This is a genomic window from Pseudomonas sp. FG98, from assembly GCF_057808595.1.
This window is the reverse complement of the sequence record NZ_JBMDIJ010000042.1, coordinates 23402-44840: the sequence shown is the minus strand read 5'-3', so window position 1 is coordinate 44840 and position 21439 is coordinate 23402. Positions and strand designations below refer to the sequence as shown.

At 55.0% G+C, this 21439-nt stretch carries 16 protein-coding genes and 1 pseudogene; 5 read left to right on the top strand and 12 right to left on the bottom strand.

Annotated elements, in window-relative coordinates:
* Positions 1-32 precede the first annotated feature (32 nt).
* Positions 33-770, top strand: coding sequence for a PA3715 family protein (locus tag ACODSK_RS21330; RefSeq protein ID WP_489018940.1), 738 nt, complete (start codon positions 33-35; stop codon positions 768-770).
* 1903 nt (positions 771-2673) lie between these two features.
* Here ACODSK_RS21330 and ACODSK_RS21325 read toward each other — a convergent pair.
* Both ACODSK_RS21325 and ACODSK_RS21320 read right to left on the bottom strand, forming a co-directional pair.
* Positions 2674-2796 carry a hypothetical protein gene (locus tag ACODSK_RS21325; protein WP_489018939.1) on the bottom strand — a complete coding sequence of 41 codons (123 nt, stop codon included), beginning with the start codon at positions 2794-2796 and terminating at the stop codon, positions 2674-2676.
* Complete coding sequence (locus ACODSK_RS21320) at positions 2793-3287, bottom strand: hypothetical protein (RefSeq protein WP_489018938.1); 495 nt, start codon at positions 3285-3287, stop codon at positions 2793-2795. Before ACODSK_RS21320 ends, ACODSK_RS21325 begins: the two co-directional genes overlap by 4 nt.
* A gap of 116 nt (positions 3288-3403) precedes the next feature.
* Between ACODSK_RS21320 and ACODSK_RS21315 the strand changes: the two genes are divergently transcribed.
* The gene (locus tag ACODSK_RS21315; RefSeq protein WP_489018937.1) at positions 3404-4489 is read left to right on the top strand and encodes a hypothetical protein; all 1086 of its coding nucleotides are present in this window, start codon (positions 3404-3406) and stop codon (positions 4487-4489) included.
* Positions 4490-5518: 1029 nt separating this feature from the next.
* Positions 5519-9844, top strand: coding sequence for a PIN domain-containing protein (locus tag ACODSK_RS21310; RefSeq protein WP_489018935.1), 4326 nt, complete (start codon positions 5519-5521; stop codon positions 9842-9844).
* A gap of 131 nt (positions 9845-9975) precedes the next feature.
* Here ACODSK_RS21310 and ACODSK_RS21305 read toward each other — a convergent pair whose 3' ends face one another.
* The 4 genes from ACODSK_RS21305 to ACODSK_RS21290 all read right to left on the bottom strand — a co-directional run bounded on the left by ACODSK_RS21305 (position 9976) and on the right by ACODSK_RS21290 (position 14449).
* Positions 9976-11142, bottom strand: a complete 1167-nt coding sequence (locus ACODSK_RS21305) for a hypothetical protein (protein ID WP_489018933.1) — start codon at positions 11140-11142, stop codon at positions 9976-9978.
* Between the two features lie 184 nt (positions 11143-11326).
* Positions 11327-11563: a hypothetical protein gene (locus tag ACODSK_RS21300; RefSeq protein WP_489018931.1), complete on the bottom strand. Its 237-nt coding sequence runs from the start codon at positions 11561-11563 to the stop codon at positions 11327-11329.
* Positions 11564-12265: 702 nt separating this feature from the next.
* Positions 12266-13120, bottom strand: coding sequence for a hypothetical protein (locus ACODSK_RS21295; protein ID WP_489018929.1), 855 nt, complete (start codon positions 13118-13120; stop codon positions 12266-12268).
* A 297-nt stretch (positions 13121-13417) separates the two neighbouring features.
* Positions 13418-14449 carry a tetratricopeptide repeat protein gene (locus ACODSK_RS21290; RefSeq protein WP_489018928.1) on the bottom strand — a complete coding sequence of 344 codons (1032 nt, stop codon included), beginning with the start codon at positions 14447-14449 and terminating at the stop codon, positions 13418-13420.
* A gap of 295 nt (positions 14450-14744) precedes the next feature.
* Here ACODSK_RS21290 and ACODSK_RS21285 point away from each other — a divergent pair, with 295 nt between their 5' ends.
* Positions 14745-15200: a hypothetical protein gene (locus ACODSK_RS21285; RefSeq protein ID WP_489018926.1), complete on the top strand. Its 456-nt coding sequence runs from the start codon at positions 14745-14747 to the stop codon at positions 15198-15200.
* 272 nt (positions 15201-15472) lie between these two features.
* Here ACODSK_RS21285 and ACODSK_RS21280 read toward each other — a convergent pair whose 3' ends face one another.
* The 5 genes from ACODSK_RS21280 to ACODSK_RS21260 form a co-directional block, all read right to left on the bottom strand.
* Positions 15473-16492: a hypothetical protein gene (locus ACODSK_RS21280; RefSeq protein ID WP_404698209.1), complete on the bottom strand. Its 1020-nt coding sequence runs from the start codon at positions 16490-16492 to the stop codon at positions 15473-15475.
* Between the two features lie 8 nt (positions 16493-16500).
* Entirely contained in the window at positions 16501-16620 is a 120-nt protein-coding gene (locus tag ACODSK_RS21275; protein WP_489018925.1) for a hypothetical protein, read from the bottom strand.
* A gap of 295 nt (positions 16621-16915) precedes the next feature.
* Positions 16916-17428, bottom strand: a complete 513-nt coding sequence (locus tag ACODSK_RS21270) for an HAD domain-containing protein (RefSeq protein ID WP_489018923.1) — start codon at positions 17426-17428, stop codon at positions 16916-16918.
* A 257-nt stretch (positions 17429-17685) separates the two neighbouring features.
* The gene (locus tag ACODSK_RS21265; protein ID WP_489018921.1) at positions 17686-17958 is read right to left on the bottom strand and encodes a hypothetical protein; all 273 of its coding nucleotides are present in this window, start codon (positions 17956-17958) and stop codon (positions 17686-17688) included.
* A 218-nt stretch (positions 17959-18176) separates the two neighbouring features.
* Positions 18177-18983, bottom strand: a complete 807-nt coding sequence (locus ACODSK_RS21260) for a metallophosphoesterase family protein (protein ID WP_489018919.1) — start codon at positions 18981-18983, stop codon at positions 18177-18179.
* A gap of 289 nt (positions 18984-19272) precedes the next feature.
* Here ACODSK_RS21260 and ACODSK_RS21255 point away from each other — a divergent pair, with 289 nt between their 5' ends.
* Positions 19273-19836 (top strand): isochorismatase family protein, encoded by a 564-nt coding sequence (locus ACODSK_RS21255; protein ID WP_489018917.1) that lies wholly within the window; start codon positions 19273-19275, stop codon positions 19834-19836.
* Here the strand turns inward: ACODSK_RS21255 and tnpC are convergent.
* Positions 19831-21376: pseudogene (tnpC, locus tag ACODSK_RS21250) on the bottom strand (IS66 family transposase). The gene ACODSK_RS21255 and the pseudogene tnpC sit on opposite strands and share 6 nt — an antisense overlap.
* Positions 21377-21439: the final 63 nt, after the last annotated feature.

Sequence of the window (21439 nt, the reverse complement as noted above, 5' to 3'; positions counted from 1 at the left end):
ATGGCGCACTTTCGAAGGAATGAGGCCGCGCCATGCGTACGCTTGCTGTATTGCCGCTGTTGTTTTTGCCTGTGATTGCCTGGGGGGATTGTACGGAGCATCTGCAAACCTGGGCCCAGGACCTGCACCCGACACTGACGTTCGACAGCAATCATGCGGTGTGCAAAATCAATCCCGGTAACGCCACCCAGGTGCTGGCGGCGTTGCCGTTTGCGTCCGATCTCGATGAAAACGGCGACGGCGAGTATGGCCTTGATGTCCTGGTGGCTGACGGCGAAACGGGAAAGATCATCGCGCACTTTTATCAGGAGGCCGCCATCAGCTCCGACGCGATCCGTTTCTCGAGCCTGCAACTGGACACGGCGCGCTATCAGCTCACGCCAAAGCTACGTGCATTTGGCGTACGCATCACCCATGAGGGTTCGTCCCGACCCAATCCATATGGCCGGGAGATTCTGAATCTCTACGTGCAGGATGGGTCGCAGCTACGCCGGGTCATGAGCAACCTGGTGGTCGACAAGAGTTATGGCGAATGGGACACCCGATGTGCCGGCGAATTCAACGACACACAACGCACACTGGCCGTTGGCAATCCTGGCAAGCAAGGATTCGCCAGTTTGCGAGTCACCGAGAAGTCGATCGACCGGAAAAGCATTTCCAAGCCGGATGACGACTGCGAGGAAGTAGAAGGTACGCCGAAGACGGTGACGTTCACGCTGGAATACGATGGTGTTCAATATCGGGTGCCGGAAGGCCTGGCAGGCTGGTGAAGAAAATGATGAAGGCTGAAATCCAGCCTCCATCGGCCCTCAAGGATAAGTATCTAGGTTCGTATAATGTATATTATGTTAAATCATATATTGTGCTAGGGACGCTCATGTGTCAGCGTTTCGCTATTTCTGGACGAAAATTCCCTAAACCTGGACGCCCCGCCCAACGAAAAATCAAAGCCTTATCCATTCGAGCTTGATCCATCACCTGTCACCATCGTTTTTAGAAACTGGACGCTCAAGGCGAAAAATCTCAGGTCTCAAAACCTGCTGACAAGTCAGCATACTCCTCTGCACAACCCACCGAGCGCCTCCCATCGGCAAAGTCCTTTCTGCCGACAATTGGCCTCTGACGTGAATCATCAGCCAGCACTTGGGCTTTTGAATTATTGGCTAAACTGAGTTTGACCAGCCAACCCCTTGGGTGCTCATGACCCGGACGCTGACCCCGTTTCCGATATTTCCCACCATGTCGGCATTTGTACGCTGCGTTAACGACGGCCTAGATTTTCCGGCGAACGTTCACGTTTTGGAGCGCCTATCTCAGGTTGATCAGTCCTGCCTACCTGTTGCTATGTGCCGTCACGCCGCAGACTTCATCCTGGAATCGATGCAAATCAAACGTACGCCTTGGGCTGGTCGATACCGGGATTATTCCGCCGTCCTCCAGATGGCCCTTAACTGGAGCTTTCTTGTTGACAGGCGCCCGATGACTGCATGGGATGGCGCGGCCTTCACGGAATTCCTGTGCTTCATTTCTCAACCAGATCCCAACTGGATCAGTCTGAGCCCTGCCGGTAGCCGATTTAGCTCTGCTGGGCAGCCATCGCTTGTAGCTCAGCCAATCAATCCAGCATGGCGCCCATGTTATCGACGCGATCCTGACGCTCCGATCGTGAGCACGGTCATGCGACAAGTACGTGGCATTACCTATAGCTTCCTCACGTACTTGAATCGAATCGGCGCCCGCGAGGAGCCAGCCCCCGCTATGGCTAAGCCTCCGGAAGCCCCTGATAGCAAGGGTTTGGAGAGCTCCAACCTGTTGCCTCACGAGATAAATTGGTTATTCGAACACCTGCAGAGCAAATGTCAGTCTGATGATGAGCTTCAGGTGTGCAGGTTTGTATTGGCAGTGGCGAGATACACGACGATTCCGTTGGCCGATTTGTCCGCAAATGACCAGCATGTCGGTTTGTTGAGCCAATTCATGACTTATCCGCGTCCACCAGAACGTGGTGATCCGCCTCGCTGTAGTCCGTGGGTATTCATCGATAACCCTGGAGCTCCTCTGGAAACTCAGAGGCCTCTGTGCCTTCAGTTCATTTTGATCCTGAAAGACTACGTTCAATCACGCGGGGTTTCGATCAGGGACGTACTTCCTGACGCCTACACGCTTCCGGAAAATCGAAGATCGAAAGGAATGCCAACAGGATGCGCACAGGCAATGATTCGGCGGCTACGTGGCGGCATTGCTGATGCAGCGAGAGACGATTCAGCGCTCCCGAACGCCCCAGAAACAGCATCGAAGATCGAGCAGTTAACGTTTAGCCAGGTGCGTCGGTCGATACGTGCCTTACCAATTTCCCACGCTAGTTAGTAGTGCCATTTGCCCTCCTCTTCGTTTTTCCCTGCACGAAAGGAGCTGCATGGGGGTGGGCGTGGCTCTTCGAGCACGGCTGTCGTGAATCAAGCCGCCCGCAGAGCGCGCGTCTTGACCCTGGCGGGTTCCCTCCTCACGCCTGCGCGCTCCGCTTGCTATCGCAGTCCAGGGAGGTTTTGCCTCGGTCAGATGGCCAACAACGTGCCGGCGATTTGGGTGATTGAGGGGCTGCCGAGGCTGGCGGCATCATGGGTTACGTAGTCGCTCCCTGCCCACAGCCTCTCATGCACCGCTAAGCGTTGATCAACGCCTGTCTGACTGATCTTTTCGGTTCACCGGGCGCTCCTCGGAGCGTCGGTGATATTCAGTGGTCGGCGGCGGTGGTGTCTTGTTTTCCTGATTCTTGGGTTTCTGGTCGTTACTCATACAAATAGCTCCTTGCCGATGTTGATTACTGCCAACAGCGACAACGCCCAAGCGGCGTAGACCATCTCACTGTAGGCAAAATCTAGAGGTTTGGATTTCTCGTCGATGGCCGACTTCAGCTTTTCCAACGTATCTATGTAGCAGTTGTAGACATGCTGCTGGTGATCTGATGCCTCAGCAGCTTTCATCCATTCTACAGTCTGACGACTGTATGGCAGCGTTGGACATTCCCGAATCCTCAGAGCGCTCAGGGCATGGCCCCAGGAGCACACTACACAGAAAGCTGCAGCAAAAAAGCACCCAAGAGCAATGCAGTCCCACGGGTTGTTGAGGGTGAACAGCACCCTCCCCTTGGCGCTGGCGAGCGCCGTCAATGCGGCGATCACTACCGAAACAGCCGTCAGAAATTTAGCGCATTTGTTCTCGAAGTGATCGAACCGGGCCTGCTCGTCCTTGTAGCGATCTTTCAGGTAAGCAAGGGTGTCGTCCATGAAGGTGTCCGTCTGGCCGCCTTCAATTTGAAGGTCGGCGAGTCACAAAAGTACTGGTCAAGCGAAGCGCTGATGAGCCAAGCTGCCGCTACAACGCCAGGGGCTGAGGGAAAGTCATGAGCTCTAATCACTATCGCAGTTTGGTGCGTGGCCACCAGCAGCGAATCGCTCGCCTGAGAGAGGCGCATTCGCGAAAAATCCATGAAGCGGCAAAGCATGGGGAAGCCGCACGAAAGGCTGCGGTGGAGGCAACCCGGGCACAGTCTGCTGCGACCGCCAAAACAAAGCAACAGCAGGCTCAACGGTACGACGGCCAGAGAGCCAAGGCCGAGACGGATGCTGCGAAAATCGTCGCTGAGATTAATCGCGAGATGGTACGCCTCACTGCCGATCAGCAGCGGCTAGACAAGGCCCTGGAGCGTGAGCAGCTTAACGAGGCGCGTAAGCTCAAGGCAGAGCAGGAGCGGTTACAAAGAAAAGCACTTCAGGATGCTCAAGCGAAGAGTCGCCAGCTCGGTTCTCTCCAAGTCGGCCTCGCCTATCAAGTGGCTCGTGCAGATGGGCTTGAACGGGAACTGGCAAAGCTTCAGGAACCACCTGAGCAAATTCAGATTCTGTTCTTCGGTGCCGACCCTGGTCGCAAATCTGAGAAAGCGCTGGATCTGCAAAATGAGATCCGTGAGGTAAACGCCCATATTCGCGCCTCGAAACATCGAGACGCGCTGAAGGTAGATTCGCACTGGGCAGTGCAGGCTGAAGACATCCTTCAAGCACTGGACGAGAGCGAGCCTGCTGTCATTCACTTCAGCGGACATGGCACCCCTGGTGGACACTTAGTGGTAGAAACGCCGACTGGTGAGCCACACGTGGTGCCGTTGCAGGGGATGCTTCGCGCGGTAGCGGGCAGCAAGCGATACTTAAAGGTCGCTGTGTTCAACTGCTGTCACTCCCATGAACTGGCTGAACAATGTTCCGAGCACCTTCTCGCCGCTATTGGCATGGATGGCGCTATCGCCGATGTGGCAGCCAAGGACTTCGCGGCGCGATTCTATGCATCGATCGGCTTTGGACAGGACGTTCACCAGGCATTTGACAGGGCTGTCACGCAGCTAGAGATGAAGTACCCCGGTGAGGCTCATATCCCTCAGCTCTATGTGAATCCGCTGGCAGATGAAAGCGAGCTGACACTGGTTAAACCGTGAAGTGGGCAGTTGTCGACCCATGAAGCGACTGGTGTAATTCCAATCCGCACTAGAAGTCCAGATGAAAGCCTGACGATCACGTTGTACTTTCAGATGTGCAAGCGTTCTTGTTGCTACAGCGCCCTTCCCTTCAGGGATCTCTGTTGATTGATAAGTTGCTGCTCTCGATCCTAGCTCCAGCTAACCCCGCAGAAGTACGGCCATGCTCTCCCAAAGGCGCTGCCGCAAACTGTGCTTTGCTGCTTGGCCCCGTTTTTCAAGTCGCTGGAGCCTTGTAATCATTCGTGCGATGCCAAGTCGTGCCCGGCGTCGGCGTCCATTCCTTTTCATCCACGGAACTCCAAAAATGACCTGCTCATGGCGTAGCGTGATCGAACGAGTGGTTACCGTACACGACGTGAAGAGCCACGACTACCTACCAGAGTTTTGCCATCGATGTGAGGATAGACTTGCGGCCCAAAGTTTACTGTATGCATATCCAGTAACGCGCCATGTCCTACTTATACTACACCGCGCCTCCGTCTAGCATTCTGCAGGGACAAGCAGATAAGCCCCCATGGCCCAAAACACGGGGTTTTCAGCTCTTTTCAATGGGCGGGAGTTAGGCGCTGACGGTCACTGGTGCCCTGCCCTTGAATGCTGGGATGGTTACCAAAACCCGGGGAGAATAGAATAACTGTATGCATGTACAGTTTTTGGGTTTCAACGTGCCTTAGATAAATGGTAAGCCTGTGAACTCTCGAACCGCCCGCCGCCCATGGTTGCAAGCCCTCACCTCACGTCACCTCAGCTCACCTCGTCGGCGCCGCTGTCGGCCTGGAAGTAGATCGGATCTCTAATGCCACTCCGCCCATGTCTCCGGTGATAAGATGGCCAGCATCTCATTTGCGCGAACCAGGTATGGCACGGCCTCCACGGACTAAGGCAGCAAAAGCTCCCGCTTCTAAATCGAAAAGCCCGCAGAAACAGGTCGCAAGCCCTATTTCTACGGGTGGACGAGGTGTTGCGTTCGAACATCGTGTCCAGGCAGTGCGCCTACTCGCTATGTGCCTTGGCGACCACTGTGCAGGGTTGCGTGAGGGCTTTGTCATCGAGACCCTGCTGTTCCAAGGCAGGACGTTCGGCCATAACACCGACGACCTTGTGATCCAGGCTGTATCTCCTGGCTCCGGCCAGAAAGCTACCATTAGAATGCAGATGAAGCGGTCGCCTCGGGCGATTGCCAGCAACGAAGCGTTCAAAGAGTCCGTGGGCCTCGCCTGGCTCGACTTCAAAGCGCCGACATTCCAACGAGGTGTCGACGACAATCTGATCGTTTATCACGTTGCCAGCTCATCGCACATGGAGAGTGCTGTGGAGGTTGTGCGGCTTGCGCTTGGCTCGCTGTCACACGACAACTGGTACACCCGCGTTCATGCTGAAGGGAGCAATGAACGGAACAGGGCTGCGTACGCAGCTATTAGAGCTGCTGCTGAGCACTACAACGAAGCGCCTGTCGCGGACGAAGATTTGCGGCAGTTTGCGCTCCACCTCAAGTTTTTCCCTCATGATCTGGATTCGGATCGTGGCCATGACGTTGGGTTGCAGAAGCAACTGATCCAGCACACGTTGCCCCATAAAGACAGTGGCGCTGTGTGGGCGAAGCTAGTCGGCGTTTGTGCTGAGCTGAATGGCAGTGGCGCAGAAATCGACCTGACCTCACTTCACTTGCACTTGGAAGGACTTGCTCAAGATTTTTACAGGGCGCGGCTCATGCGTGAAGCCATCAAAGACCTGAGCTTGGGCACTGTAGTTGTTAGCCAAGAGCGGCACACCCAGCTTGCCCCTCTAGCGGAATACCTAGCACCCCTTCTTTCAAATAGCCGTCCTGCCACGAGTAGCTTCCTCGCGGATGAGCTTCCGCCAGCGAACCCGGCATCAGATAACGCCCTCGCCTCTCGCCAGCTCGATCGCATCAGTAAACTGCACAACGACCACCGTTACCGCGATGCGCTTGCTCAGCTGGAGGTGGTCGAAGACGGTCTTGACACATACGATGCGCACCAACAGGCCCGATGGTATTTCCTCCGTGGAATGTGTTTCTGGCATTTGGCTGATGACGTTAAGGCCGCGGCAGACCTAGAAATGGCTGCCAGCCTTTACCAGGACGATGAGCGTATTGCGGCAGGCTTCGTCCGGGCGTGGATGCTCAAGAATGACGTGCAGACTGCGATCCAGGTTGGACAGGAGGCCATCGCGCGCTTCCCGGATTCGTACTCAGTCTGGGTGGCACTGACTAATGCGAGGCTCTTAAACAGAGAGCAGCTGACGGCCGAAGAAATACCTGAGGCGTTCCGTGACAAGTCGGGAGCTTGGCAGATGCTAGCCAGCTCAATGGCCGGGGCCGGGGATGATGAAGGCGCGGTGGGTGCCATCCGAACGGCTATGGAGCAGCCTGACAGCTCAATTTTCATACTCGAAAATTATCTCCGGTTTGTCCTTCGATTGGCCACTGCAAACCCCTTCCACGTGAACACGCGATCGCAGCCCCAAGATCGGCGTGCGCTGATTCTCGACGCCATGTCGAAGTTTGATGACCGCGAGGGTGTGTTATGGGCTGAGCAGAGTCCCAGGACAAAAACCGAAATTGTCTTCCACTTGGCTTACGCGCATCTTTTGCTGGGTGAGCCAGCTCAAGCGTTGAGCATGATCGAAGCTGGCAGGCAGCGTCATGTTCCCGAGGACGAATTAACGGTTAGGGTGGAGTTGGAGGCGCTCTGCGATCTCCAGCGTCACAGCGAAGCCGTTGCTTGCTGCGCTGAACGTGTCGAACAGCTCTCAGATGAAGCGCGTGTGATTTTTGGGCAAGCGTGCCTGATCGCCAACAATCCGGAGCTGCTTGCCGAGGCTTACCGTGCTCAGGTCAGTCAGCCTGATACGGATGACTCTCGTAAAGCGGCCCGAATGCTGAGGCATATGCACTGGGAGTTGCTGTTACGCGAAGATCAGCACGAGGCCGTGCGGAATGAGCTCGTCCATCTAGGTATCACGCCGCAAAACAGCAGTATCTGTGATGCTGTGTTTGCTGCTCGGGCGTATGCGGGCAACGAGGAGATGCGTCAGGCCTTCGGGGATCGCGTTGCTGAGCTCGCACCGCAGAGCACTGACCTATTGGATCTATCCATGGCATCGCAATGGATGCTTCATGTGCGGCGTTACGATGACGCCATTGCGATGCTTGAACGCCTCCTACCAAGAGACTCGTTCAGTCCCCTGCATGTTGATTTACTGCACTGCTACGCGCTCAGTGGTCAAAGATCCAAAGTTCGAGACCTATTGGAATCACTTCCGGGAGAATGGCGACACTCAGCAGACGCCCGCCAAGTGGCATTGAGTGTTTACGGCGAGGCCTGTGACTGGCCAAGAATGCGCGAGATGGCTGAGTTGCTCGTCGCTGAAAGTCCTGGTGAGGCCGCAGGCTGGTTACTGCTCATTCAAGTTCTGGCGAACGAAAGCCATGGTCGGATGGATGAGGCTCTTGCCCGGTTACCTGCACAACTGAGCGGCTCCGCTCAAGAACAGTTGAAGCTGGCCAACGCAGAGCTCAGTAGAGGTCTGCAGGAACGTGGCCTTGACCGCATCTACCGTGCGATGCGGTTGAATGGGGAGGATGTTGAAGCAGCAGCTGGCCACATCTCTCTCATGTTCCTAGCAACGAAGGAGATTGAGGTCGTTCATGCCCTTCCCTCTGCGGTTGAGGAAGGCACCGCTGTCGAGCTTGAAGACAGCACCGGCAGGACTGGATATGTCTCAATCGATTTCGCCTCTGAGCCGCCACTGGCACCTGCAGGTGAATTCATTGCCGCGGACTCGTCGCGGGCCGCCCAACTGCTCGGTTTGAAAGTTGGTGATACCACAACCGTCAGCAGTGTGGTCGGTGAGCAGACGCTCACGGTGAAACGGATCATCACCCTCCATCGACGCCTGATCGACCTTTCCTACGAGCGCGTGTCCAATTCGGTCGTCCCGAGCAAGACAGTCGTGGCGATGAGTATTCCAACCCGGGATGACGGCGAGATCGATACGGCTTTCTTCGTCGATCAGCTAGAGCAAAAGAAATCTCAGAGCCTCAATACCATCAGCCTGTACGGTCAGCATCACGCCACCCTAGGCCTGCTCGCACGCCTGCTGGGTACGGACGTCATTGAGCTGGTGAGGGGTTGGCCTGATGAAGGGGCGCTTCTCCAAGTATCGACGGGGTTAGGCCCCCATGATGTCTTCCCGACGGACACATCCCACGATCAGGCATGGCTCATTGACCTGTCTATGCTGGTGGAGCTTGCAACCCTGGGGTTGCTCGATGTCCTGGAGCTTTTTCCTCGTTTGTACGTGACAGCTGCCACCAAGCAGCTGTTGGACGTAAAGTTAGAGAAATCGGCCCACTATCGAAAGAGCGGTACGCTCTTTTCCCACGATGGCCAACTTGGCATGCAGGAGATTACTGAGGACGTTTGGCGCAAAGATCGTGAGTATCTCGAATCGATTGAGACGGCAATCGAAGCGTTCTGTCAGGTGGTGCCGGCATACGGGCCGCCTGAGGCGTCCGAGCAGATGCAGATGCTTGAGGACATCCTGGGCGATGAAGACCATGCAGTCCTGCTCGCTTGCCAAGAGTATGGTGCAGGTCTTTTGTCGATTGATGCGCGGTTACGCGATCTTGCCAGCATGCTGGGTATCGTTGGCGCGTCCACTCAAATGTTGCTGAGGGAATCTCTACGGGCAGACGGGCTAACGCAGGAGGAGTATTCCCGAGCCGTAATGCGACTCATCATGGCCAGGCGTAGCTTTGTTTCGGTTCGGGCGGTGGATCTCATCGTCATGATGAATCAGGGTGAGGCGTTTGCAAATTTCGGCATCAATCGCCTTCGTAGCTATCTGGCTGAAGAGCACCTTGCATTCGCCACTGCAGTACCCGTGCTCGTAGATTTTGTGTGCGGAATGTTCATGCAGAACCGCTGCAACCTAGGTGTGATGCTCCAATTGTTTGAGTTCTGCTTCGAGCCGTTGTTCAGACACCCTCACTGTCCAGAAGGCTTCCGCCAGCTGGCCATTGAGCAGGTCTTCCTCAAATTCCACAGATACAGAATCAGTACCGCGGCTCGTCGAGCCATTGAGCAAAGCCTGCAAGCGGCTGAACAGCGAGCGGAGCGTCCCTGCAAGCTGGTGAAGCTGAATGCGGAGATCACCTACGCTTTCGTAGTCCCATTCTGGTCAGTAGCAGCCCCGTCCATGTTGACTGCCACCCAGGTAGAGACAGCAAGTGAGGTGCCTGCATTAGGCTCGGATGGGCAGCAAACTGGAGAGTGTGGTGCATGACCTGCTCTCGGGGTAATGGCCGTTGACCTCAATGGTTGCTGATTTTCATCCAGACAAAGCCGTTCTTCAACCGGGAACGGCTCTGGAGGGTTGGATAAGGTCATGTGGTGGGTCACGGAAGACTTGGTGGGTCAGTTTTTGCCACTAAGGGAGCCGTAAAACTGAGCCCATCGCTGACCTGGCGTAAGGCAGCTTCGCTCGCTAACGGAATCGTTATAGCGTCGAATTTCAGCCGTCAGCAATCGCAAAAAATCCTCCATCGTGTAAACGCAATCATGGAACCGACGGTGGATTTCAGTGGTGCTGAGAGATCCTAATAAGCGCTCTATCAAACCTCCGTTTTGAGGTCTGCGGGATCGCGGTTCTACCTCAATCCCATGTCGCTCGCAACATTTCTTGAATGATTCGTTCCAGTCTGCTTCGCCCACGTCAACGACGAGCCGTTTCGGTTGACCCTGGTGTACGTAAGAAGTGGTATGCACTTGCACTGGTCGACCGTGTGATTGTTCCAAAGTCTTTAATGCCAATTCGGTGGCGTCTTCATTATCACCAACCGCGCTTTTCAAAATCCTCATGCTTGTGTTATCCAAAATCAACGTCACCCGGGGGCGGCAAATCGTCCCATCCTCAGCCACGACTTGAATATCCGGCACTACCACTTCAATCGAGACATGCAAGCTTTCGAGCTGGCTGAAATTAGACTCGAAGGTCTCGAAAACCAGGCCTGCCCGACCGGCTTTTGCGTACGTAACGCTGCATGTGGTGGCGTGTGTCTTCCCATCTCCGTGTTTGCATGTGCCATGGCACGTCAACACCCAGCGATCAGACGCAGTCCACAACGTTGAGGGCTCGTCGTCATCAGTAGGGTGCAGGGTGCTGAAGGTGGTGTCTTCACGCCCTTCCTCGATTAAACGGCGGTGAATATCGTCATGCGCATGCCGCAAGTAAAAGTCCTTGAAGCCACGATAGACAGACATACAAGACCCCTTGCCCTCCCGGGTGATCATCTTGGCTGCCTGCTCAAGACCCTCCAGGCATGCAGTCAGGCAGGGCTCCGATGCGCCGCAGATGGTCACTGCTCGTTCGGAACCCAGCTTTACGTTGAGCACCAATGCTTCGGCTTCCCCGAGATGATGAGAGAGCTCAGCCGCACCCTCCTCTTCAGTTACGAAAGCAAAGGTCTCATACCCCAGACAGCCCGCCACCACTTCGTTTAGCGCGGAGTAGTCCACTTGTGCATCGCATCGGGCGAGAATGGTTGCGGCGTGATCAGCTGCATGATCAATAAGGGTCGTCATAGCTACCTCTGCCTGTAAAGCGGAATCGGATGTCTGCCGGTGTGGATGGTTCGAAAGGTGCCTTTAATTAAACCTAACTTGATATTGTTTGCCCGTATATCCGCACTTCACGCTTAGAAATTCTAGGGGAAATTAGAGGCACCCCTCATCTACTCATGTTTTGGTTCTGTGCCTCATGAAGCAGCTATTTTGGGAGTTCCCCATCCTCATCTGTTTCGTTCAGGCCGTCTGGACTCATGGGTACCAGGCTATAATCAAGGATGATGCGTGTTTTGGAGTCTTGATAAGCAACTAGCTTGTAGTTCTGCTCTACCGCGGAGTAGTCTTCGTCGGCGAAAAGAACATCAATGACTGTGAAGTCTACCTGCACAACTGTGGGGTCATTTTTCATCTGATCTTTTCCCCGCATTACTGAAGCCATGTAGCAAGCCTGCTCATCGGCGTTGTGGGCTTGAGAGTAGGCCGTCAGCCAAGCTTGTCAAGGTGGTTCTTCATCGGTTCTTAACTGGATAGTTACCTCAACTAAAAAATCAGCATTGGAATTTGCAAGGTAAGGGGGAGTGGCAATGCGCCATTTATCATCCTAATAGTATACTAAGTGTACTTAATAGATGAGGCTCAATCCTCTTGCAGAATCAATGCATTGCTGAACGAGCGGCAGCGATCACAGGGATCAGTAAACTAGGCGCACTTCATCTGCTTTGAGCGCTTATGTCTCTGAGGGGGCTGACTGGCACGATAGATTTGAATTTTTACAGTTGAAGCATGGATTGAGAAAAACAATCAGCACGGCCAAGGTTCTCCGCTTCTTGTGGTGCCGGCTGAGGTTGCCATCTTTGATGGCGGCTCAGTTCTTTACCTGTTTTTAATCCAAGCAGGATAACTATGGATTGAGCGAGGCAGATGCTTAGCTTAGTAGCTTACGAGGTCGGTTAACGCTGCCTGCCGGGCAGGTGCGCCCTACTCCAATCTTTCCTCAATAGCGGTACAACGAGAACGTCTGATGAAAAGTGAGCGAAGCACGAATGGGGCTAGGCTACCCCATCGGCTTGCAGTGAGCTGAAACCCCAGGATTTGGCCGGCCGCGAATGCAGTGACCGACCAGGCTCAACCCAAAAATACTCTACTGATGCCGTTCGATGTCCCAAGGCGCAGTCGGAGTTTCGCTTGAGACGGAATATTCACATACGACTGTCTGGAATTTTTCTGGAATAGGAACCGAGCGCAGATAAGGCACTATTCTCCACTCGAAACCTGCAAACTCGTCTATTGTCGGGGCGATCAGAGCCAAGCGCTTGTTGGCATCCAAAAACACCATAGCCGTCGTGGAACTGTCTATATTTGCACAGGGAGATTGTGCATTGAAATCTACGGAGTGGGCGACTCTGTAAATTATTTGATGTCTCACACCCTCTTTGTCAATCTTGAAATGCGAAAACCAAGCGATGATCATGAATGCCAGCCCTGTCACGACTTGGCAGGTTATGAGCATGGCCCCTTTACCACGATGAAGCCCCTCCATGGACGAGCAACCGGCTAGAAGGAAGCACACAATTCCTGAGATAAAGAAAAACCAAAACAGGGAGTTGATCATATGCAACAAGGTGGCTGCTATCAAGGTCATCGGAAAAGCGTTGGCTTCCATGTGAAATATGGTGTTGATGTCCACTGATGCCTTTGTCCTAGCGATGTAGCCTAGGCATGCCACAAAGAAGGCCCACAACAACAAGCTTGATTTCAGATTCATGATGCGATGCATTAAAGTGACTTCTACCAAACCCAAGAACACATAAATTGAGCCTAGCAAAACGCCACACATAAAAAGGGCAAATTTTTCGGGCTCAGGATCATCGCCGCTATTACATGAAATTGCGATGCAAAACATGATGAAGACCACCAGAGTCACGCCAAATAGAGCCTGAATGGTGGAGTCTTTAGCTTGTTTTTCATCAAGTATCTTAGTGTGGGAGCTACTCAATTTTCTTTAACCTTACTTAAAGCGTGGGGATGATAGTTACGGCAGTAGGCTCGGCCACTCCCGGAAGAAGCCAATCCAGCCTGGCCCGGTTTCCAAGGTGAGATTGGGTTAACTTAACCGGTTGCATTTAGAAGAATTGTTTTCAGAATAGTGTCATTCCTGACCACACAGCCATGAACCATCAGTACGTTAAGGCAGCGTCGCGGTACATCCTGATTTCGCAGGGGCAAGTGCGCTGCGCCAAGCGATCGTCAATCCCGGTGTGAAAATGGCTGTAACAATGGGCTGCGGCCCCTACTACTCAGCGTTGATGCGTTTACTCACTGAAGCCAGCCTGCGCTTAACGCCAATTTTTGGATTCAAGGCCAGCGCTTCCTCATAGACCTTGACTGCTTCGGGGTACTGGCCCAGTTGGTCGTGTGCAAGCCCCTGAACTTTGAGCGCTGTGGGCCTCCAGGCAGGGTTTTCATCGGCGCCGAGTGTACGGGCACGCTGCACCGCGATTAGGACTTCCTGGATGCGCTCGTCTGTCAGGTCGACCTCCCCCAAGATCTTTTCCGCGGCGAGGATGATGCGGTCGTAATGGGAGGAGTTGAGGTTGGCATCGCCAAGCTGATCAGCATCCATGAATTCGCCGTGAACGTTGTACCGGAAGCTCCCCATGTCTTTGAACTGCGCCATGAGTTCCCCGGCACCCTCGTCCACTTCGTAGCTGTCAGGCCATCCGGCCCTAGGCGTGACGCTGTACATTTCGATCCGATTGACCAGGTCGAACAGGAAGACCTTGTTGCCATGATCGGTTGGGCTGTTGGCGGTGGCGCAGAAAGCGTATTTCCCGTGCCTAGAAATACCGCTGGTGAGAATATTGGCCGTTAGCTCTTTAGCGAGGATCACAGAACCACTGGGATCGAAAACGCTGAACGTCCCAGACAGGGTGCTCCCAAAATGCCAATCTTCCAGGCAAAACACGCCGGTGTCACACACGTGGCCATTGTTTGGCCTAGGCATACTTCCATGGCAGGCAAAGGTACCGCTGCTCGTATCTGCAAGCACGTAGGCCCCTAAGCCAGATTCTCTGTGACCTCCCCGACCCGCTGACGGATCGGAGTCTCTCCAGGCGATCGCCCACTTCTTGGACTTGGACAGCTGATAGATGCCGGAGAAATCAAGGGATTCGACAGTGAGGAAAAACTCATCTCGTTCAATCTGAGGATCTGGACGTGGATCCGGATGAGCGTCCTGTGATTGAGCCTGAGCAGGCTGGTGCGTTACTGCAGTATTGGATTTAACGGCTTTCGGCCGGTTGAACAGCCAGCTGAAAATGCTCATCTCCTACTCCTTTGGAAATTTGAGCGTGCTGGAATGCGGGCTTCCATTCCAAGCAATGCATCCGCGTCTGTAGTAGCTGACAAAAAGTGAGAATTTCCTACCTTTCGAAAGCAAAAAGCCAGTATAGGCGCGTCGGCCCCCTCGGCAAAGCTTGGGCTCGACTACTTAGCGGAGGTCGCAGACTGCGTCCGGCGGACATTTTCAACTGTCCACAAGGTAGTCCTGACGGCCAGCAGCCGTCTAAACTGAAAACCTATCCTGTCCTACCGGTGCTCTAATGGTACGCGTCCTCGTAATGACTTTCGCTGTTGGCCTTCTGTGCTTCTGCGTCTACAGGCATTGGCAGCCGATCAGACGTACTACACAGTGGTTGCTCGCGACGATACTGCTTTTCGGCGCCCTGGCTTTAGCCGTTGCTCTAGGCACGGCGACCGTAGTTGTATTGCCTGGGATCGGAGGGATCGTGCTGGGTGGTTCTACAGGTGCTTTGCTAGGCTGGCTGACGTTTTTGCTAACAGGAACACTCGGTATTGCCACTGGCGGAACCGCATTTGCGTTGGGTGGCGTAGCTTTGGCAGCGATATTCTCGATCATCGGCTGCCTTGCCGCTACAACAGCAGGTTTCGGAGTACACACTATTCATCAGTGGGTGATTGCAATGCCAGTATTGATTTTGGCACTTGCACTCTTCGCCCGCGGTCGTCACCGCAGGGTGTCGGTGTCAGATTCACATCCACCCCGTCAGTCCTAAAGCCATCCGGGCCCTACCTGGGAGTGCTAATTGACTATTAATGCTGGCCTGCTTCGGGTTGACAGCGTTCAGAGCTGCACGACTCAGCGCCAGCTGCTCTTAGATCCATTGCCCTGCCACGCATCATGTCCATGAAATCTCTGTCAGCCAGTGAGCTGGGAGTATCTGGCTGCGAGGTGCCCCCGTGAGAAGAGGACAGGATGGGATCAGGTGTCTGATTTTCAGTCCGGCATTGCATCCCCTGCCTGAACCTACCTAGACACTTTGGTGATCTAGATCTCCGCTCCGTCCTGGACATACTCAAACGTCCAGTCAGCAAGTCCTTCACAGCCATGCGCTAGATAGTCTGGTGGTGTTGCCACTCGTGGGTCAGTCCCCACTGAGAGTGCGGCAAGTCCCGCACTCTGGGCCGATGGGTGTAACCCGTCCCACCAGGAGATTCGAACAGCATGATTCTCACAGGCCAGCGAAAGCCGCATCAGCATATCCTCTAGCTTTGCCCCCCTGTTAAAACCTTCCTGCATGGACTCGCGCACCCACTGACAGGATTGGTCGCTCGACTCATGCCAGGCGAGCACATACGCCCAACCGTCCTTCGTGGGGGCGGTAAAGAATGTCAGTAAGTCGAGCGCCACGGCCTCCGGCCCGAGATCCTGAAGCTTGCGACCAAGAAAGTCATAATCAGGAAAAAGCAGCCCTGAGGCCTGTACCGAGCAAGGGGAGCTCGACCCAAAAATGATGAATCGAAACTCCGCGAAATTACCTTGTGAGATCGACGCATCGTAGATGAGCTTGTGTCGATGGAGGTGTTGAAAACCAAACGCCTGCCCTTGGGCTGAGTCCACCAGCAATTGGCGGTTTGCCTGAGGTACGTCAGGGTGATCGATCATCGCTGCTAGAGAGCGTGCGGCGTTTTCTTTGACGAAGTACTCACGACAAATGCTGCGGTAGGCATAGAGAGCTATCTGTTCGTTATCGAATGCCAGTGGTCTGTCATCGATTGGTGCGAACAACCTATTGTCGTGGTGCTTGCACATGCCACGGAAGGTGGACACCTTGTTGATGCCCACTTTCTTCAGTTGAGGCTTACCCCCGGTGGATTTCAACGTGGTGAGATCGGCGGACAGCTGGTAGACATGACCTTGTTCTACGATCAGGTTGAGCTGGCCACCCTTCTGAATTGAGTGCGCGGAGATGATGGCGTCGCAGCGGGCCCCATTTTCGTAGTGGAGGCACCGCCCCCTGTTGCGCTGCTCGGCCATTGCTGTCTGGTGCGCATGAGTGAAGGACATGTCGGCCTCTATTGAAATGTGAACTGGAAGTGCATCCCTTCGCGCTGATAGAACGCACCCAGGCGCTCATCGTAGTCCGCGAGAACCCGCTCAACGGCGGCGGCCGAGTAGGTTTCGTGGTGCAGCACTGTCTGCTGGGGCAGCCGCGGCTTTACCTTCGCTGGTCGGTCAGGAGATTGGTAGCCGACGCACAGACCGAATACAGGATATACCTGGGGCGGCAGCGCCAGCGCTTTGGCAACGACTTCGATGTCGTTACGAATGCCACCAATGTACGCACACTCAATGCCCTGATCACCCTGCAGACGTTCGAGGGCCTCGCGATGGTGCGAGGCCTTTTTGGCCTGTTGGCGATTTTCGGAAACCGCTTGTTATCCCGGATCAATCGGGTTATCTCCTCCTGCGCACTGGTGGTCATCAGTACTAGCCAGCAGCGGTGTCTACCAGCGCCTGCAACTTGGTACGCAGTTCCACTTGAGTAGCCTCGCTGCCTAGTCCCATCGTGGGTTCGCAACGTATTAGGCGGTGGTCGCGAGCTGGCCAACTGCGATCAGGATCGTCATCAATTGCCAGCCAACGGGTGATGCCGGCGCGTGTAACAGCGGCACGTATTTGCTCATGCCTCGACAAACTGTCGTATCCCTCTATAGGGGATCGAGTCATTCGAGAGTGCCAAGTAGCCGACACCACGCGTGCTTGCAGCTCGGCCGGCAGCGCTGCCTTCGCTCGGCTGTAGCCCAGGAGCCTGGCCCAGCTCGTGGACAGCACTATCCGAACCTCTGGAAAGTCCTGCAGCAGGCTAGTGAGGATGTGGGCGTGCATCATCAGCTCGCCCGGTGCGCGCAGCTCCAGGCCGTGCTTTGTGCGGTACACAGCGTCTTGGTGCAGCACGCCGTCGTAATCCAAAAAGAGCGCCAAGTCGTTAGGTCTCAGCATGCGAGGCCTGGGATCCACCATCGTCTCAGCTACCCTGGCTGTGTTTACTGGGCTGTTGTCTATCAATGCATTCAAGTCTTCGTCTAGCGGTGCGCATCCACGCTCCTGTTGGCTATGTCAGGCATTAGTTGAGCGCACTACTTGAGCGGCTCCGCTCATGTATAACACCTTCGTCGCAAGCGGAGCATGGCCATTTTAGGCATTCCCCTTCACGGTCAGTTGAAGCAAGGCTGAGCATGCGCGGGCAGACTAGCGCATCAGCGAAGCCCAAAGCCCATCCGCGCCAGCTCACCCAGAAGCTCCTCACGTCCATGCAGACTCGAAACATTCCGCAGTCTGCTCACCACTTGCTCCGACCAACCCGATGCCTTCATGCCTTCACGCTGATAGAACGCACCCAGGCGCGCATCGTATTCCGAGAGGACGCGCTCCTCGCCGGCGATCGTATAGGTTTCATGATGCAGTACGGCTTGCTGCGGCAGCCGCGGCTTTACCTTTGCAGGTCGGTCAGGTGATGGATATCCGTGCACTGTCAATGCTCTGATGATAGCGCCAGCAATCGTAAGAGATCAGCAAATGGCCCTTCCGCTAACTCAGGTTTGCGTCCGAGATCTACAGTGCTCACTCGACGTGGCTCGGGTTTGCCGGGCGGGGAGGAAACTCAGGCTGGGGCATTAAACGCTCATGGAGTACGTGGGTCGGAGCACATGAAATCTGGTTATATGGCGCCAGCGCCGTTATCAACCTATCAGGTGATGATCGAGCCATCGATGGCCATGATGGATCTAAATGCTACCCCGTGTGCCTCAAATCCCAGTTTCGGCCATGCCTGTCGGTAATCAAGCGAGTCATGATGGTGACCGTGCACGACCGTCCTGGCCCCGATTGCCAGAGCTAATTCATCAATCTCTGGGTACCCGTATGGGTGGCAGCTGGGAGCTTCGTGACAGACCAGAATATCCGCCTTCTCCATGGCGAGTGCGAAGTAGTCATCCGGGTAGATTGCTGACTGCGCATGCTGTCTTTTCGTCGCGAGAATGTCTGCGTGCTGTGGCCTCAGCGCCAGGTGCTTGAGGAAGTCCCCGTAATTTTGGATGCCGGTATCACGGCTGCCTGGTAGCCAAACCTGCAACTCAAATGTGCCACCCAGTCCCGCTATACGATGGCCAGCAATCTCAACTACCCTGCCATGCAGGCTGCGATCAGCAAGGCCGCAGCCATGGAGGTTATGCCAGTAGGCCGGACGATCGCTGTCATGGTTGCCGTGAATGAACCAGATCTCTGTCTGCTCTAGGATCGGGCGCAGGATCATGTTCAAGGGCAAACTGCATTCTAGGTCACCCAGGAAGACCACTGCTTCGGGACGGTGAAGCTTCACCAGCCTGATCACATGATCAAAGCGCCCATGAACATCACCCAAAAACCAAATCACCCGTTTCCCCCATGCCATGGTAGCCAATGATGATGCCGCAATGGCACAGTGAAGCCGCACTAGCTGCCCCTTCCTGGCGCTCAGATGTAGGCTGAGGCTCATCCCGAGTGATTTCGTCTGCATGACTCATAACTTGTCCGGCCTCCCTGATGCTTCACCGTTTCTGTCTGACTCTTGCTCAGGGTACACGGGATAGTCTCCCAAGTGGTTTACAGTCAATCTGATTTGGCACTCCGGCAGTAAGCGTCCGCCCAATTCACCTTGCGTGAGCCGGGCCGGAATCCAATGACGGGGTAGCAGCCCGTCTTTAGTAGCCTCTTTGTCAGCACCGGCACCCTAGCGAGACTGCGCTGCTTGTTGACTGGAAGACGTTACAGCACACTAAGCGTCCATCGTAAGGAGACGATCCCACATGAAGGATACGCCTAGCATCCCCCTGATTATCCTCGATGTTCAGGATGCTATCGATCAGCCTGTTTGGAACGGTAAAAGCCACCCTGGCTATTTGTCGGCAATCCAACGCCTTCTGCGGCACTGGCGATCGAATGGCTGGCCTGTTCTTCATGTGAAGCATGATGAAGAGAATCCCACCTCCAGCTATCACGTTCATGGCCCCTGGAATGGGATCAAGAAAGAAGTGACTCCGGTAGAGGGCGAGATTGTCATCATCAAGCATGAGAACTGCGCATTCATAGGAACCCGATTGGATGCCATTCTCAAAAGCATGCAAGTAAAACGCATTGTTTTGACCGGCGTTGTGGTTCATAACAGCATGGATGCCACTATTCGAGCCGGGAAAGCGCTTGGGTACGAAATTATTCTTCCTGCGGATGCCACGACTGCTGTACCCGTAATCGGGCCGCAAGGAACGTGTTGGGACGCATCAACCGTTTATGAGCTGACCTTGGCCATACTGGGCTCCGAATATGCTCAAGTCATGTCATCAGATGATGTGGTCGCACAGCTCTGCCTATGAAGCAGCGGCAGTCCTCCACTGATGCGGTAGCAAGAGTCCGATTTCACTGGCCCGCTGGGCCGGCAGTCGCATCAGAACGTCCTTGAGATAGGCGTACGGATCGTGCCCATTCATGCGCGCTGACTGGATCAGGCTCATGATTGCAGCCGCCCGCTTACCGCTGCGCAGCGATCCGGCAAACAACCAGTTCGAGCGGCCCAGCGCCCAAGGCCGGATCTGGTTCTCCACCTGGTTGTTGTCGATGGGCACAGCCCCATCGTCCAGGTAGCGCGTCAGCGCTACCCAGCGTTTCAGGCTGTAATCGAGGGCTTTGGCCGTAGCTGACCCGTTGGGCACCAAGTCGCGCTGGGCCAACATCCAGTCATGCAGTGTTTTGAGGATTGGCAACGCCATTTCCTGACGTATTCGCCAGCGATCTTCATCACTCATGTCCCGCGCTTGGCGTTCGACCTCGTACAAACCGCTGATCGAGTGCAGGGCCTGTTCAGCCAGCTGACTTTTGTTCGCCACGTGCAGATCGAAAAACTTGCGACGGGCGTGGGCCATGCAGCCGATTTCAGTGACGCCTTGCTCAAAACCAGTTTTGTAGCCAGCGAAGTCATCGCAAACCAGCTTGCCGTTCCAGTCGCCCAGGAAGTTGCGTGCATGTTCGCCAGCACGGCTTGGGCTGAAGTCATAAACCACCGCGTTGAGCGCCGAAAACGGCGTAGTGCTGTAGGCCCAGACGTAGGCTCGGTGGGTTTTCTTATCGCCAGGCGCAAGCATTTGCACAGGCGTTTCATCAGCGTGAATCACTCCCTGGTCGATGCACCGCTTCACGCAGTGCATCGACCAGAGGCTGGAGCCGCACGCCGGTTTGCCCAACCCACTGGGCCAAGGTCGAACGGGCGATTGCCAGCCCGGCGCGGCCAAAGATCTTCTCCTGTCGGTACAGCGGCAAGTGGTCGGCAAACTTCGCCACCATCACGTGAGCCAGCAGGCCAGCGGTCGGGATACCTTTGTCGATAACCTGCGCTGGCACCGGCGCCTGGATCAGTATTTCGCACTGACGGCAGGCCCATTTGCCACGTACATGTTGTTCAACGGTAAACACTCCCGGCGTGTAATCCAGCTTCTCGCTGACGTCTTCGCCGATGCGTTGAAGTTGGCAGCCACAGGCGCACTGGGTGTTTTCGGGTTCGTGACGAATCACCGTGCGTGGAAACTGCGGCGGAAAGGGCGCACGTTTCGGGGATTGCCGTGGTTCGGCCTGTGGCGCAGCTGGGAGGAGCTGTTTTAGCTCGTCCTCGATAGACTCAAGGTCTGTGTCGAGCAGGTCATCCAGCAAGCTGCTTTGCGCCGGGGTGATTTGCTCGCTGCGCTTGGCAAACTTGTGGCGTTTGAGCAGGGCGATTTCATAAGTGAGCTGTTCGATGATGGTTTCATCGTTCTGGATCTTCCTGCTCATCGCCTCGACCTGGGACTGCAACTGCAACACCTGAGCCGCCAAGGCACGAAGCTGTTCCGGGGTCATCTGGTCGAGGTTGGGCGAGGAAGTCATACCGCCGATTGTGACAGAGCAGGCACAACGCGACGACAAGTAGACCGGCCAAATGGCCGGCGT

Excerpts from the sequence above, each read along its gene's own strand:
- ACODSK_RS21330 (WP_489018940.1), top strand. The coding sequence starts at position 33 with ATGCGTACGCTTGCTGTATTGCCGCTGTTGTTTTTGCCTGTGATTGCC.
- ACODSK_RS21270 (WP_489018923.1), bottom strand. The coding sequence starts at position 17,428 with ATGCTGAGACCTAACGACTTGGCGCTCTTTTTGGATTACGACGGCGTG.
- ACODSK_RS21300 (WP_489018931.1), bottom strand. The coding sequence starts at position 11,563 with ATGGCTTCAGTAATGCGGGGAAAAGATCAGATGAAAAATGACCCCACA.
- ACODSK_RS21325 (WP_489018939.1), bottom strand. The coding sequence starts at position 2,796 with ATGAGTAACGACCAGAAACCCAAGAATCAGGAAAACAAGACACCACCG.
- ACODSK_RS21290 (WP_489018928.1), bottom strand. The coding sequence starts at position 14,449 with ATGAGCATTTTCAGCTGGCTGTTCAACCGGCCGAAAGCCGTTAAATCC.
- ACODSK_RS21315 (WP_489018937.1), top strand. The coding sequence starts at position 3,404 with ATGAGCTCTAATCACTATCGCAGTTTGGTGCGTGGCCACCAGCAGCGA.
- ACODSK_RS21280 (WP_404698209.1), bottom strand. The coding sequence starts at position 16,492 with ATGTCCTTCACTCATGCGCACCAGACAGCAATGGCCGAGCAGCGCAAC.
- ACODSK_RS21260 (WP_489018919.1), bottom strand. The coding sequence starts at position 18,983 with ATGCAGACGAAATCACTCGGGATGAGCCTCAGCCTACATCTGAGCGCC.
- ACODSK_RS21305 (WP_489018933.1), bottom strand. The coding sequence starts at position 11,142 with ATGACGACCCTTATTGATCATGCAGCTGATCACGCCGCAACCATTCTC.
- ACODSK_RS21320 (WP_489018938.1), bottom strand. The coding sequence starts at position 3,287 with ATGGACGACACCCTTGCTTACCTGAAAGATCGCTACAAGGACGAGCAG.
- ACODSK_RS21285 (WP_489018926.1), top strand. The coding sequence starts at position 14,745 with ATGACTTTCGCTGTTGGCCTTCTGTGCTTCTGCGTCTACAGGCATTGG.
- ACODSK_RS21255 (WP_489018917.1), top strand. The coding sequence starts at position 19,273 with ATGAAGGATACGCCTAGCATCCCCCTGATTATCCTCGATGTTCAGGAT.